The sequence below is a fragment of the Lentilactobacillus kefiri genome, assembly GCF_009739535.1.
In the GTDB taxonomy this organism is placed as follows: domain Bacteria; phylum Bacillota; class Bacilli; order Lactobacillales; family Lactobacillaceae; genus Lentilactobacillus; species Lentilactobacillus kefiri.
Window position 1 is genome coordinate 61,873 of record NZ_CP029971.1, and the last position, 13,434, is coordinate 75,306.

At 42.4% G+C, this 13,434-nt stretch carries 16 protein-coding genes; 3 read left to right on the forward strand and 13 right to left on the reverse strand.

Features of this window, described 5'->3' with window-relative positions:
* Nucleotides 1-59: 59 nt before the first annotated feature.
* Together rpoE and DNL43_RS00355 are read right to left on the reverse strand one after the other, a co-directional pair.
* Nucleotides 60-677, reverse strand: a complete 618-nt coding sequence (gene rpoE, locus DNL43_RS00350; RefSeq protein ID WP_054769102.1) for a DNA-directed RNA polymerase subunit delta — start codon at nucleotides 675-677, stop codon at nucleotides 60-62.
* A gap of 55 nt (nucleotides 678-732) precedes the next feature.
* Entirely contained in the window at nucleotides 733-1,167 is a 435-nt protein-coding gene (locus DNL43_RS00355) for a DUF1934 domain-containing protein (protein WP_054769101.1), read from the reverse strand.
* 165 nt (nucleotides 1,168-1,332) lie between these two features.
* Here DNL43_RS00355 and DNL43_RS00360 point away from each other — a divergent pair, with 165 nt between their 5' ends.
* From DNL43_RS00360 to yidA, 3 genes are read left to right on the forward strand one after another with little or no spacing between them, the layout of a single operon-like run.
* On the forward strand, nucleotides 1,333-2,160 hold the full coding sequence (locus tag DNL43_RS00360) for a lipoate--protein ligase family protein (RefSeq protein WP_056982692.1): 828 nt from the start codon (nucleotides 1,333-1,335) through the stop codon (nucleotides 2,158-2,160).
* 12 nt (nucleotides 2,161-2,172) lie between these two features.
* Complete coding sequence (locus DNL43_RS00365; protein WP_056982690.1) at nucleotides 2,173-3,507, forward strand: HD domain-containing protein; 1,335 nt, start codon at nucleotides 2,173-2,175, stop codon at nucleotides 3,505-3,507.
* 16 nt (nucleotides 3,508-3,523) lie between these two features.
* Entirely contained in the window at nucleotides 3,524-4,333 is an 810-nt protein-coding gene (gene yidA / locus DNL43_RS00370) for a sugar-phosphatase (protein ID WP_056982687.1), read from the forward strand.
* A gap of 66 nt (nucleotides 4,334-4,399) precedes the next feature.
* On the opposite strand, the gene DNL43_RS00375 is transcribed toward yidA, so the two are convergent.
* The 11 genes from DNL43_RS00375 to DNL43_RS00425 all read right to left on the reverse strand — a co-directional run bounded on the left by DNL43_RS00375 (nucleotide 4,400) and on the right by DNL43_RS00425 (nucleotide 13,335).
* On the reverse strand, nucleotides 4,400-4,681 hold the full coding sequence (locus DNL43_RS00375) for a DUF3899 domain-containing protein (protein ID WP_225439245.1): 282 nt from the start codon (nucleotides 4,679-4,681) through the stop codon (nucleotides 4,400-4,402).
* An 83-nt stretch (nucleotides 4,682-4,764) separates the two neighbouring features.
* Nucleotides 4,765-5,745, reverse strand: a complete 981-nt coding sequence (locus DNL43_RS00380) for a ribose-phosphate diphosphokinase (protein WP_056982684.1) — start codon at nucleotides 5,743-5,745, stop codon at nucleotides 4,765-4,767.
* 77 nt (nucleotides 5,746-5,822) lie between these two features.
* Nucleotides 5,823-7,199 carry a bifunctional UDP-N-acetylglucosamine diphosphorylase/glucosamine-1-phosphate N-acetyltransferase GlmU gene (glmU, locus tag DNL43_RS00385; protein WP_056982682.1) on the reverse strand — a complete coding sequence of 459 codons (1,377 nt, stop codon included), beginning with the start codon at nucleotides 7,197-7,199 and terminating at the stop codon, nucleotides 5,823-5,825.
* A gap of 20 nt (nucleotides 7,200-7,219) precedes the next feature.
* Nucleotides 7,220-8,005: a pur operon repressor gene (purR, locus tag DNL43_RS00390; RefSeq protein ID WP_056982725.1), complete on the reverse strand. Its 786-nt coding sequence runs from the start codon at nucleotides 8,003-8,005 to the stop codon at nucleotides 7,220-7,222.
* Between the two features lie 129 nt (nucleotides 8,006-8,134).
* Nucleotides 8,135-8,938, reverse strand: a complete 804-nt coding sequence (locus DNL43_RS00395) for a metal ABC transporter permease (protein WP_056982679.1) — start codon at nucleotides 8,936-8,938, stop codon at nucleotides 8,135-8,137.
* On the reverse strand, nucleotides 8,931-9,614 hold the full coding sequence (locus DNL43_RS00400) for a metal ABC transporter ATP-binding protein (RefSeq protein ID WP_056982677.1): 684 nt from the start codon (nucleotides 9,612-9,614) through the stop codon (nucleotides 8,931-8,933). Before DNL43_RS00400 ends, DNL43_RS00395 begins: the two co-directional genes overlap by 8 nt.
* A gap of 144 nt (nucleotides 9,615-9,758) precedes the next feature.
* Nucleotides 9,759-10,631, reverse strand: a complete 873-nt coding sequence (gene ispE / locus DNL43_RS00405; protein WP_056982676.1) for a 4-(cytidine 5'-diphospho)-2-C-methyl-D-erythritol kinase — start codon at nucleotides 10,629-10,631, stop codon at nucleotides 9,759-9,761.
* A 133-nt stretch (nucleotides 10,632-10,764) separates the two neighbouring features.
* Nucleotides 10,765-11,013, reverse strand: a complete 249-nt coding sequence (locus DNL43_RS00410) for a Veg family protein (protein WP_056982674.1) — start codon at nucleotides 11,011-11,013, stop codon at nucleotides 10,765-10,767.
* A gap of 99 nt (nucleotides 11,014-11,112) precedes the next feature.
* Nucleotides 11,113-12,003, reverse strand: coding sequence for a 16S rRNA (adenine(1518)-N(6)/adenine(1519)-N(6))-dimethyltransferase RsmA (gene rsmA / locus DNL43_RS00415; protein ID WP_054769100.1), 891 nt, complete (start codon nucleotides 12,001-12,003; stop codon nucleotides 11,113-11,115).
* A complete protein-coding gene (rnmV, locus tag DNL43_RS00420) occupies nucleotides 11,996-12,562 on the reverse strand; it encodes a ribonuclease M5 (RefSeq protein ID WP_056982672.1) in 567 nt (188 codons plus the stop codon). Before rnmV ends, rsmA begins: the two co-directional genes overlap by 8 nt.
* A complete protein-coding gene (locus DNL43_RS00425; protein WP_056982670.1) occupies nucleotides 12,562-13,335 on the reverse strand; it encodes a TatD family hydrolase in 774 nt (257 codons plus the stop codon). The genes rnmV and DNL43_RS00425 overlap by 1 nt, the downstream gene beginning before the upstream one ends.
* Nucleotides 13,336-13,434: the final 99 nt, after the last annotated feature.

The following is a 13,434-nucleotide window of genomic DNA, read 5'->3' on the forward strand; positions in this document are numbered from 1 at the left end:
CTTGAAATCTCAAGGGGCCCAAAAAACATAATACATACTTTTTAATTATTAGTCAAGAATTAATGGCTATCTTTTGAATTGAAATCATCATCGTCATCATCCATTGAATCGTCATCATCATTCAATTCGTTAAGTTGACCCTCAATTCCATCGGGAAGATCATCGTTATCGGTGTCGTCATCGATGTCTTGAAGATCTTTGTTATATTTGCCAAGATCTTCTGAGTCGTCATCTGAATCATCATCGTCGTCAGAATCATCATCAAAGTCATCATCGTCTTGATCTTCCGGATCATCGTCGTCGTAATCAATGACATCGTCATCATCGGAAGCATCGGCAAGAAAGGCGTTAACCTTACGGCGCTTCTTACGCTTAGGGCGATCCTCGTCTTCTTCTGTATGAACAGTTGCTTCATCAATTGATTCATAAGGGTACCATGTTCGTAAGCCCCAAAGATTATCACCAAGTGAAATAAAGCTGCCATCAATGTTCAAATCAGTATAAAATTGCGACAAACGGTCACGAATTTCTTTGTTACTATCGCCTAAATACTCTTGCACCGCATTGGCTAAATCAGCAAATGGCATGGTGTCTCCACGTTGTGCCAAGATTGCGTGTGCGACCTCGATCATCGATAGTTCATTCTTGTTTTGGCCTTTAAAGACTTCTAATTCCAAACTGGTACACGTCCTTTCAACAGTCTAACAACAGTCTAAAAATTACTATACTCGATTAAATAGTAAATTGCAATCTAATATTATATTTACCCAACAGTGCATCCCCTGCATACAGCAGATAATCGATTCCGATACTTCCCCGAAGCGGTGCATCCAAAATCTCCATATCCAATGCCGAAGTGACTGTTTGAATATCCATCAGACCGTACGGTGTTCGATATCGGGCAGCAATCCGCTTGCCTTCACTAAACAACAGCTGCAGTCTGTTTTCCCCTGATCGGGTAAGTTTGACGTTACCGTTGTCGGTAATTTTAATTGTCACAGGAACATTTCCTTTATCGGTTTCTTCTTGATATCGGATATAAATATTTGTGCCAACTCTAACCAATTGACCGGTGACATCAAAAACAAAGTTTGATTTCTGACCTTCCTGCAAAATATTTGTTTCCAGATGAATTTGAACTGGAACGCCAGTTGCTAAATTGTCCATAATACACCTTCTTTAACATCTACTACTAACTTATTTATTATATAACCCTCCACCACTTTTTGCACTAATGTTTGCTTGAGGATTTCCAATAACTTTCCCTATTAATTTGAGTACGTCTGTTATAATTAAATAGATTGATTGCTTTATGAAATGGAGAGTTGGACAATGTCTTTTACAAACGTTCCGATTACAGTCATTAATCAAATATATTCTAAAAGTACCAAGCTTGATACGTTTGCGGATACCAATGCTTTACTGGAAATCTGCGACCGCAGGCTGACGCCTTTTATTCATTTTTGGACGACTGCCGAGCCGACTTTAATATTGGGAATTAACGACCGTCGCCTGCCTAAGCTGGCAGACGGACTGAAAAGTTTATCCGCTAACCATTACGATTACTTTTTAAGAAATTCCGGCGGGCTGGCAGTTGTCAGTGATCCGGGAATCTTGAATATTTCATTATTCATTCCCCAACCGGATACCGTTTATACCATTGACCAGGCTTACGAGATTATCAAAGGTCTCATCAGCATGTCATTTCCACAACTGGAAATCAAAAGTTATGAGATAACCAATTCGTATTGCCCCGGCAAATATGATTTGTCCGTCAACGGTCAAAAGATTGCCGGAATTGCCCAGCGGCGCACAACCAACGCGCTTGTTTTAATGCTGTATCTAAGCGTTAACGGCGATCAGGATGCCCGTAGTCAAACAGTCGCCGCATTTTACAATGCAGCTGATGCCTATTCTCAGTCACGCTGGACATTTCCCCATGTCAATAAAGCAACCATGACCACTGTTCAAAAGTTGGGATTCGAAGATATTACTCCCAGCGATGTTGAACATAAATTTTTGGCGAGTGTTAATCAGCAAAACATTTCAGTTGATTTAACCAGCGGCTCGGATCTTTTGATATCCAAAGCGTTCAATGAAGAACGCGCCAAGCAGCTGCGCAAGATTCAACTCAGAAATGAACAATTACCAATTGTCTAAGGAGGCAATTTTTTGGATTACGCACATCAACAATTAAAAAGAGAAAAGGTCTTTCGAGACCCGGTTCACAACTACGTTTACGTTAAATACCAAGTCATTTTGGACTTGATCAACACCACCGAATTTCAGCGGCTGCGTCGGGTTCACCAGTTGGGCACGACGTCGTTAATTTTCCATGGCGCCGAACATTCCCGATTTTCACATTCTGTCGGGGTTTATGAAATTGCCAGAAGAATTATCGAATCCTTCCAGAAAAACTTTATGTCCAAAGAACCCGGCGACGGTCTTTGGGATGATTCCGAAAAATTAGTGACCCTCTGTGCTGCCCTATTGCATGATGTTGGCCATGGAGCGTACTCACACACCTTTGAGCACATTTTTGGCACCAACCATGAACAGATTACCCAAGAGATCATAACATCGCCCACAACGGAAATTAACCAGGTTTTACGAAGGGTCAGTCCAGACTTTCCTGAAAAGGTCGCCAGTGTGATCAATAAAACCTATCCGAATAAACAGGTTGTCGAAATGATTTCCAGTCAACTCGATGCCGACCGGATGGATTACCTGTTACGGGATGCTTACAACACCGGTGTTAAATACGGGACGTTTGATCTTTCCAGAATCCTGGAAGTCATGCGGCCATATAAAGACGGCATCTGCTTTGAAATGAGCGGGATGCACGCGGTAGAAGACTATATCGTCAGTCGATTCCAAATGTATCAACAGGTTTACTTCCACCCGGTTTCCCGATCAATGGAAGTTGTCTTGAACCGGCTGCTGAAACGGGCAAAAGTCATTTTTAGTTCAGAGGTTCATAAAGATCCCCAGACCCCTTACCTGCTTCTGCCATTCTTCCAAGGCGACTTTAATCTAGACGATTATCTTCAACTGGATGATGGCGTGTTGAACACCTACTTTATTCACTGGAAGCGATACCCGGACGACATTTTGAGTAATTTGGCCAGCCGATTCATTGACCGAAAGCCTTTAAAGTCCGTGAAGTTTGATAAATCGACGGTTGATTTACTTCCCCGTCTGCGACAGATTATTGAACAGTCCGGTTTCAATCCGGATTACTACACCGCAACCGATAACAGTTTTGATTTGCCATATGATGCCTATCAGGCCGATAAGAAACAAATTCATTTGATGCAAGAAGATGGCACGCTGGTTTCATTATCTTCTGTCAGTCCACTGGTTAGAGCCATTTCAGATCGTCAAACCGGTGACAACCGCTTCTTCTTCCCAAGAGAAATCTTGAAGCCTGACGAAAACGTTGATTTATTCCAGCCGGAATATGACGAATTCAACAGCCATATCAGAAATGATCAATTAATTAAATAATTAAAGGAGAACTTCCATGGATATCAGACTCATTGCCATCGATATTGACGGCACCCTCTTAAACGAAAAAAACGAATTGGCCCAGCCAACCATTGACGCAATCACTGCTGCCCGTAAAAAAGGAATCAAGATTGTGCTTTGTACCGGGCGTCCTTTGAGTGGCGTCCAGCCATATTTGGACAAGCTCCAAATTAGTGGCAGCGATGAGTTTGCAATCACCTTTAACGGGGCAATGGCTCAAACTTTGGATGGAAATGTGATGGTTAACCATACAATCACCTATGACGACTTCTTGGAAACCGAAATGCTGAGTCGAAAACTGAATGTCAATTACCAAGTTGAAACGACGGACAGTATTTACACGACTAATCGTGATACCAACCCATATGGAATCGCCGAAAGCTTTTTGGTTCGACTGCCAATCAAGTTCCGATCACCAGAAGAAATCCCCCGCAACCTGGTCATGTCCAAAGCCATGTTTGTTGATTTTCCGGAAAACATCAGCAGAGCCAAAAAGTTACTTCCGGATAAATTAAAGAAAAACATGTACGTCGTTCAAACTGAACCTTTCTTCATCGAAATGATGAACAAACAGGCAAGTAAAGGAAAGACGCTTCGCGAACTGGCCGATCAGTTAAATCTAACCAAAGATAATGTGATGGCCCTCGGCGATCAGGGAAATGATTTAACGATGGTTGATTATGCCGGATTAGGGGTTGCCATGGGAAACGCGATTGATGAAGTTAAGAACGCTGCCCAATTCATTACAAAACCGAATACTGAAGACGGCGTTGCATTTGCCATTAACAAATATGTCAACAAATAAAAGTTTCGATAGACAAAAAGACCTCAACCGGTTAATTCCGGTTGAGGTCTTTTTTATGATTTATTTTTAAATACTAGTTAATACAATTCCCAGAACAATCAAGAAGCCACCGACACCCAAACAATAGCGGGCATATTTGTTAACTTTGATCGGCTGATTCTTGATTGACGCAACATCCTTTGCTTTCGGATGCTTTGGATCATTTTCAGCTTCCAGGTCAGTCTTCTTACGAATATGAAACCGCCAGCCAGTGAACAGATGGCCTGCACCCACAATGAATACCGAGCCTAAAACGATTAAAAATAATCCAACCAGGAAATCGAGATTCCCCAGTACCATTCGAGGCATTCTAAATAGAATTAAAACGACGTTGATAATCACGACTGCAATGACTGAAGACCAAACGGGAGATTTTTTAATCAAATCAACCATTAATTCTCAGCACCACGGAATCGATTGTTGAACAATGGACTAACCGGCTTATTCTCGTTGATGCGTTTGATAGCATCCCCGAGCAATGGGCCGACTGAAACTTGTTCAATCTTATCAAGGTGCTTTTCTTTTGGCAGCTGAATGGTATCAGTCACAACCAATTGTTTAATTGGCGATTTCTTGATTCGTTCGATTGCCGGACCAGAAAGCACTGGATGCGTACAGCAGGCGTAAACTTCTTTGGCACCAGCGTCCATCAATGCTTGCGCACCTAAGGTAATGGTGCCGGCAGTATCGATCATATCATCGATCATCAAGCAGCGTTTACCTTTCACATCACCAATAATGTTCATAATCTCGGCAACGTTTGCTCGAGGACGACGCTTATCAATGATTGCGATCGGGGCTTTTAAGAATTCGGCCAAAGCACGAGCTCTTGAAACACCACCATGATCGGGTGACACAACCACGTCGTCGGAGCCGAAGCCTTGCTTGATAAAGTGATCAGCCAGCAACGGTGCACCCATTAAATGGTCAACCGGGATATCAAAGAACCCTTGAATCTGGGCAGCATGCAAATCGAGTGCAACCAATCGGTCAACACCATCAGTTTGTAACATATTAGCTACTAATTTGGCAGTAATTGGTTCGCGTGAGCGTGCTTTTCGATCTTGACGGGCATAGCCATAATAAGGCATAACGACGTTAATCGTGCCCGCACTAGCTCGTCTCAATGCGTCAACCATAATCAGTAGTTCCATCAAATTGTCATTGACTGGAGCAGAGGTCGACTGAATGATGAAGATATTGTCTCCACGGATACTTTCATCGATGTTGATACGGATTTCTCCATCACTAAATCGATCAACTGAAGTTTTCCCTAAAGGAACGCCAACAGTTTCCGCAATCTTCTCAGCCAAGGGACGATTAGAATTAAGAGCGAAAATCTTTAGTTTCGAATCAAAATATTGCTGAGCCATATGATCCTCCAATGTGTTTTTTGTTAACTCAATTTCTCAATAATTTAATTATACAATGTTTTAATTAAAAATCAGAGTTAATCTTTCTGATATGGCAACTTTTTATAATAACCGGGTTTATTCGTTTGACGTGAACGGGCAATCGCCATGTCGTACTTATTAACTGTCTTATTAATTGTGGATCCGGCAGCAATAAACGAATGATCGGCAACTTCCAATGGCGCGATTAAGTTAGAATTGCTGCCAATAAAGGAATCGTCACCAACCGTGGTTTCGTGTTTGTGGGCCCCGTCATAGTTGGCAAAGATCACACCACAGCCAACATTGATATTCTTGCCAAGCTTGGCATTACCGACATAGGTCAAATGACCCACTTTAGTGCCTTCGTCAATTGAAGCTTTCTTAATTTCAACAAAGTTACCCAAATGAACATGCTTGCCGATTAAGGCGTCTGGACGTAAATGACTGTTTGGACCAATATCGGAATGGTCCATCATTTCTGATTGTTCAATCAACGATGACGTAACGGTGACGTGATCATGAATAATTGAATCACGAATTTCCGAGTTGGCACCGATATAACAGTCATCACCGATAACCGTCTTGCCCTTCAACTGAACGCCGGGTTCGATAATCGTATCCGAACCGATTTTAACGTCAGCATCAATATAAGTCCGTTCAGGATCAATCATCGAAATGCCGTCCATCATATGTTGACGGTTAATTCTCATGCGCATAATTTTGGTTGCACGAGCTAAAGCAATCCGGTCATTAACACCCATTGACTCATCAAAATCATCCATCTTGTAAGCGGCAATGGTCTCGCCTTCTGCCTTCAAGATTTCAATGACATCGGTTAAGTAATATTCGCCCTGCGCATTATTATTGGTTAACTTGTGCAATGCCTCAAACAAAGCCCGGTTATCAAATACATAAACCCCGGTGTTGATTTCATCAATCGCCTGCTCTTCGCGGGTAGCATCTTTTTGTTCAACAATTTTTTCAACAATGCCCAAATCGTTGCGCACGATCCGGCCGTAACCGGTTGGATCCGGTGCCTTGGAAGTCAAAATGGTGGCCTTGGCCTTTTTATTTTGATGATAAGTAAATAAATCTTCAAAGGTCTTGGTTGTGAATAGTGGTGTATCCCCACTGACAACCATGGTCATCCCATCCAAATTACCCAAAAGCTTTTCTGCCTGCAAAACGGCGTGACCGGTTCCAAGCTGCTTTTCTTGAACGGCATATTGGGTTCTGTCACCCAAGTTTTCACGGACAGCGTCGGCACCGAAGCCAACGATTGTCACGATGTTATCCATATTGGCCTTTTCGACTGCTGTCAGGACATGATCAACCATTGTCTTACCGCAAAGTCGATGGAGAACCTTGTAAAGTTTGGATTTCATTCGGGTCCCCTTACCCGCAGCCAATATTATTGTGTTTTTTGTTGCCATTATATTTGTCTCCCCAATGCTTAATTAAATATTTTTTCGATGTAGTTACCAGGTTGTGAAACAACGGTATTGTTTTCAGCATCGACTCTCATAAGTGACGTATAGTCACCAATCGTTCTTCCATTTGGAGCGGTACTTTCAGCAACCACCCCGACACCAATTAGATTGGCGTCAAATTCTTCGACCATTGAAATCATACCGCCAACGGTTCCACCGCCACGCATATAATCATCAACGATGAGAACATTTGAATCCGGCTTTAAACTGCGTTTGGACAACGACATCTTTTCAATTCTGGTAGATGATCCGGAAACGTAGTTAACGTTAACGGTTGAGCCTTCAGTGATTTCAGTATCATGACGGACAATCACAAACGGAACGTTCAAGAAATCGGCCACACTCTGGGCAATTGGAACCCCTTTGGTTGCGATCGTCATGACGGCATCCACGTTTTGATTGAGATACTGGGTGGCAAAAATTCTGCCAATCTGTCTTAAGGTTGCCGGGCTGCCCAATAAATCAGACATGTACACGTAGCCACCTGGAAGATAGCGGGTGTCCGAAGACATCTCCTCAATCAGTTTATTGACAACCTCTTGAGCTTCTTCTTTTAGAATGTACGGCAAAAACCTGGTCCCACCAGCGGCACCAGGAATTGTTTCAAGCAGACCGGTCCCCCGGTTTTGAAATGTTCGTTTTAAAATAGTTAAGTCTTCACTAATCGAGGACTTGGCTGAATCGTATCGCTCCGCAAAAAACGTCAACGGCACAAGTGTATGTGGCCGTTCAAGCAAATAGCGGGTCATATCGATCAGTCGATCACTTCTTCTTACTTTCAAAAATTCCACCTCGAGTTTATGTAATATCTCTTTGATTTTATCATAAATGTTCGGCTTTAGGGGGAATTTCATGAAAATTGTCGTAACGTTTTAAAATTATTTACTTTTGTTGGCAATCGCATTATAAAGCAATGCAGATCCATATATAACGGCTTCAATACTGGCAATGAAGAACGTGACCGGCCAGTTTGTGATGTACCCAAGGTAAAGTCCAAACCAAACCCCGAATATGGCAAAACCAATCGCCAACATCATCATTGAAATAACACTGTGGGCAAAATACTTGGAACTGGCTGCCGGAAGCGTCAATAGAACAAAGATCAACAACGATCCAACGATTTGGGCGGCAACACTGACACTGAATGCCAATAATACCAAAAAGACTATTGAAATAAGGGCAGCGTGAATATGGTTTGTCTTTGCACCAACCGAATCAAACGAATCGTCCTTTAAATTTCGAAAAATAAAAAATAAAACAACCAGGACAAGAACTGATAAAGTCGCCATCTGGATGACTTCCTGGTGACTGATTCCAATCACACTCCCGAATAAAATGTTGGTAGCATAACTCGAATTCTTGTTGGATAGCGACAAGAAGAGGATTCCCAGCCCGATAAACAGCCCGGAGATTGCACTAATCACCGATTCCCGCCGCGATTGAACGGCACCACTCAGTTCACCAACTAAAATTGAACTGACAGTTGTAAAAGCCAGCATTCCGTTTAACGGGGTCCAGCCGATAAAAATTCCGAAAGCCGCACCGGCAAATCCAATTTCCGACAGAGTGTGGGTCATGAAAGGCATATTTCTGGCAACCACGAAAACACCCATAATACCACTAACAATGGCAATTAAAGTTCCTGCTAAATACGCATTACGCATAAATTCAAAACTAAACATACTCGCCCTCCTTTGAATCATTATGAAGCTCGCTGATTGGACCCGTTGTATAACCATTTTTGGTTAACCACAAAAAATGATCCGGGTACTCATGGATGACTTGCATATCGTGAGAAACAAAGATAATCGTTAAGCCCAACTGCTTGTTAAGTTTAAGGACCACGTCAAGCAGTTCCCGCTTGGTATTGGGATCAAGACTGGCTGTCGATTCATCCAAAATCAACAAGTCCGGATCGTTTATCAGCGCCTGGGCAAGGTATGCCTTTTGTTTTTCCCCGCCGGAAGCAAGTCCAAGCGGGCGTTTTGAAATATGCTCAAGGTTCACCTGTTTAATAACCGTTTGGACCTTTTGCTTCTCTTTTCTCGAGAGCCATGGCAACTTGATTCCTGTGAAGTTTAAGGAAATGAAGTCCTTAATGGACAGTGGATATTCAACATCCACATTTCTAAATTGCGGAACGTAACCAATCTTAAGGCCACTTTTAATCTTAATTTTCCCAGCTGAGGGTTTCAGCTGATCCAAGATGACTCTGACCAAGGTGGTTTTACCAACCCCGTTTTCCCCAATCACACCCAGGAACTCGCCTCTTTTAATGTCAAAACTCAGATTAGAGAGAACCTGATGATTCGGAAAATTTAACGATAAATTTTGAACCGAAATTAACGTTTCACTCAAATGAAAATACCTCCACAACTTTGTAAAAAGTAATTATTACTATTTTAGTTTAGATTAAATTAAATTTTTGTCAATTGCCGACCGCAGAATAAAAGGGCTGCTTGAACAAAACTTAAGCTTTGTCAGCAACCCTGTAATGGTCATTTAAAATGCTGGATGAGTATCGCATTCCGGTTGAGTAATATAAGTCTCATGACAAAATCCGGAGAGACTATTGTAAACCCGGTGGGCCCGGGATTCAGTTCGGCAAATGCCAAATACTGTTGGCCCACTGCCGCTCATTTGGGAACCATCCGCCCCATACTCAATTAAGCGGGACTTTAAGGTATCAATTTGTGGATGGCTGGCCGATGTGATGCATTCAAGAGAATTGCCAATATTTGCAGCAATCCGATCATAGTCGGAATCTTCAATTCCTGCCAACAACTCATCGATCGGCGGATGGCTGACCGGAGTTGTCGCGACCTGTTTAAGAATTCTGGGCGTCGAAACACTGATGTTTGGTTTCGCCAACACAAACCACATTTTGGGTAATTTTTTAAGTGGCGTCACAATTTCCCCGCGTCCACTTACCAGAGCGGTTCGACTGAAGACACAGTACGGAACGTCAGAATCCACTTGGGCACCAATTTGAGCCAGTTCATCAAACGACAATCCGGTCTCAAAGATTTCGTTTAGGGTCCTCAAAACCGCAGCGGCATCAGTAGATCCCCCACCCAAACCAGCAGCAACCGGAATATTTTTCTTAATCGAAATTTCCAAGCCGGTTTGAATGTTCATTTTCGTTAAAAATAGATGTGCTGCCTGATAAGCGAGGTTTCGTTTATCGTTAGGCAAAAAACTACTATCGGAAAAAATCCGAATTTTCGAATGCCGGTTGGTCGTTTCGATTTGCAAGTGATCACTTAAACCAATTGAGGTCATGACCATCCGCCACTCGATCGAACCATCCGGATGGACAAATGGTGCATCCAAGCCCAAATTAAGTTTTGCTGGTGCGCGAACAATGCGTTTCACTTGGATCCACCCCCCTCACTGGTTATTAATAACAAAATTATACTAAATTATTAATAAAATGTCAGTGTTTAGGTAACAAATGGGCAAAACAAAAAGGCCTAATCGGCCCCAACAATGTTTTAGCACCAAGCAATTAAACTGCTTGAGCGTTATCAAAGTCAACTTCAATGTTTTTCGTTAGGATATCTGTATAACTATACGAAACCCTCTCGAAGCTGGCTTTTCCTGGATCTAATTCAACAACAAAAATGGCCGGAAATGTTTCCCTCAAAATTCCCGTACGTTTCGTTGTTTTTCTTCTCCCAATTTGAGAAGTTACTAATACGTGTTGGCCGATATGATCGTCCATCTTATGCTTGATTACAGATAAAGTCACTGGCATCCTACTCACCTCACGATAGCTCATTATACCCTAAAAGTTATAGAAAGGCAATAATTTTACCACAAAAGATGCAAACTGGCAATAATAAAACGCTAAAAATTAGATTAAATTTTTCAAAGTATGGAACGCATTGGCCAGGTCAACAAACTGTTCAACCGTGAGATTCTCAGGTCGGACGCCGGCGTCAATTTTAACTGCCGCTAAAACGTCTTTAATTTCAGCCTTGATTTCCGGTGTTTTTCCAAATACCCCCTGTAAATTATTCCACAGCGTTTTTCGTTGATGCATAAAGCATCCCCTGACAAAACTAATGAACGCCTTTTGATCAAAAGGTTCCACCGGTTTATCAGTCCGTTGAGTCAGCTTAACAATTGCTGAATCCACCTTTGGCTGGGGAATAAATGCCGTCTTTGGAACAATGAACGAAATGTCGACATTATTTAATTCCTGGACAATAACCGACAGCGACCCATATGGCTTGGTCGAAGGCTTGGCGTTGATCCGTTCGGCCACTTCTTTTTGCATCATTACAACAATGGCATCAAAGTGCGTTTGCCCAGTGATCAAATCCATCACAATTGGTGTGGTGATGTAATAAGGCAGGTTGGCAACCACCTTCAGCTTTTTATCAGAATCAAACGATTGGCTGATAATGTCAGGCAAGTTGGCCTTTAAAATATCTTGATTGATAATTTCAACGTTGTCGTAAGGGGCCAAAGTTTCGTCTAGGACCGGAAGCAGATTGGCATCAATTTCAAATCCGAGTACTTTGTTGGCAGCTTTGGCCAATTGTTCGGTCAGACCACCAATTCCGGGACCAATTTCAATCACGTTATCATCTTTAGTGATCTCAGCGGCTTCAACAATATTGTCCAACACACCCAGATCCGTTAAAAAGTTCTGCCCCAAGCTCTTCTTGGCAGATAAATGATATCGATTTAAAATCGCCTGAGTTCTAATTGGGCTGGCAATTTGTGGATTTTCAGTCATGACTTTCCTCCTTATCAATCTGCTCAACGGCATTTAAAAATTCTTCGTGACTAATTCCAAACATCCGTAAACGATGCTGGAGCTGCTTACCGTTGACATAGCCAATTCGTAAAATTTCTCCAAGTCGTTCACGGCGCTTCTTTGCGCTGGGATTCCCCATCAAGCCATATTTCATCAATTCGGCTTTGGAAATAATCTCGCTGGCTGAATCATCCTCGGTATAAACCTTACTGAGCGCTTCACGAATGGACTCAACACTGGCATGTTCAACGCCAAGTGAACCATCTGAACGGTTGGGAACCCCCTGCTTCTTGGTAATAAATGCGTGTTTGGCATTCGGAACTTCTGCAGAAATGGCTTTGCGAATCTTTTCGCCGGAAAAATCCGGGTCGGTAAAAACAATGATGCCACGGGTTTTGGCAACCTTTTTGATCAACTCCAGGGTTTCTTCCGGAATTGCCGATCCTCTGGTTTCAATGGTATCGGCATCAACGGCTCTTTGAATTCTTTTGGTGTCGTCTTTTCCTTCAACGACAATGACTTCTTTAATTTTTTTCATTATTCCTCAATTCCAAATAAACGCATGGTGTTCTCATAAGTGTGGGCAGCAATGACGTCCGGATTAACATCACAAATTCGGGCAAGTGCTTCAACAGTATACAGTGAATAAGCTGGTTCATTTTGTTTGCCGCGCAGCGGTTCTGGTGACAAATATGGTGCGTCGGTTTCAACCATCATGCTGTCAAACGGTGTGTTGCGGACCGCGTCATGAACTTCATGGGTTTTCTTGAAACTGGCAACCCCACTATATGAAACCAGCATCCCCAGATCCAAAAACTTCTTGAGCCATTCGGAATCACCGTTAAAGCTGTGCATGACACCGCGAATATCGGAAACGTTCATCTCTTTTAAAATCGCGTAAGTGTCTTCAAATGCATCCCGATTGTGAACCGAAATCGGCAGATGCAGCTGCTTTGCGATATCAATTTGACGTTTAAAGACCCGCTTTTGAACCACACGAGGGGCAGTTGTTTGGTGATAATCCAGACCGATTTCACCAAGGCCAACCACTTTGGGGCTTTGCAGCTGTTCAATCAACAACTTTTCTTGTTCTTCGTGATAATAAATCGAGTCTTCCGGATGCCAGCCAATAATCGAATACATATCGGCGTACTTGGCGGATAACTCCAATGACAGATCGTTTAATTTTTGATTCGACCCAACGTTGGCAATTTTAACAACTCCCAAGCTTTGGGCGTGTTTAAAATACTTATCTGCCTCAGGATATAAATGTTCATCGTTTAAATGCGTATGTGAATCAAATATTTTCATCGTTTACTCCCAAACCATTTAGATAAAAATAGGGATTGTGACAAAACTTACGTCTTGTTTCCAATCCCTAGTCTTTCACTATGTTTACTCTGCCACAAA

Excerpts from the sequence above, each read along its gene's own strand:
- DNL43_RS00360 (WP_056982692.1), top strand. The coding sequence starts at position 1,333 with ATGTCTTTTACAAACGTTCCGATTACAGTCATTAATCAAATATATTCT.
- DNL43_RS00375 (WP_225439245.1), bottom strand. The coding sequence starts at position 4,681 with ATGCCTCGAATGGTACTGGGGAATCTCGATTTCCTGGTTGGATTATTT.
- DNL43_RS00395 (WP_056982679.1), bottom strand. The coding sequence starts at position 8,938 with ATGTTTAGTTTTGAATTTATGCGTAATGCGTATTTAGCAGGAACTTTA.
- yidA (WP_056982687.1), top strand. The coding sequence starts at position 3,524 with ATGGATATCAGACTCATTGCCATCGATATTGACGGCACCCTCTTAAAC.
- DNL43_RS00380 (WP_056982684.1), bottom strand. The coding sequence starts at position 5,745 with ATGGCTCAGCAATATTTTGATTCGAAACTAAAGATTTTCGCTCTTAAT.
- rnmV (WP_056982672.1), bottom strand. The coding sequence starts at position 12,562 with ATGAAAAAAATTAAAGAAGTCATTGTCGTTGAAGGAAAAGACGACACC.
- rsmA (WP_054769100.1), bottom strand. The coding sequence starts at position 12,003 with ATGACTGAAAATCCACAAATTGCCAGCCCAATTAGAACTCAGGCGATT.
- DNL43_RS00355 (WP_054769101.1), bottom strand. The coding sequence starts at position 1,167 with ATGGACAATTTAGCAACTGGCGTTCCAGTTCAAATTCATCTGGAAACA.
- purR (WP_056982725.1), bottom strand. The coding sequence starts at position 8,005 with ATGACCCGCTATTTGCTTGAACGGCCACATACACTTGTGCCGTTGACG.
- glmU (WP_056982682.1), bottom strand. The coding sequence starts at position 7,199 with ATGGCAACAAAAAACACAATAATATTGGCTGCGGGTAAGGGGACCCGA.
- DNL43_RS00410 (WP_056982674.1), bottom strand. The coding sequence starts at position 11,013 with ATGCCAGTGACTTTATCTGTAATCAAGCATAAGATGGACGATCATATC.
- DNL43_RS00425 (WP_056982670.1), bottom strand. The coding sequence starts at position 13,335 with ATGAAAATATTTGATTCACATACGCATTTAAACGATGAACATTTATAT.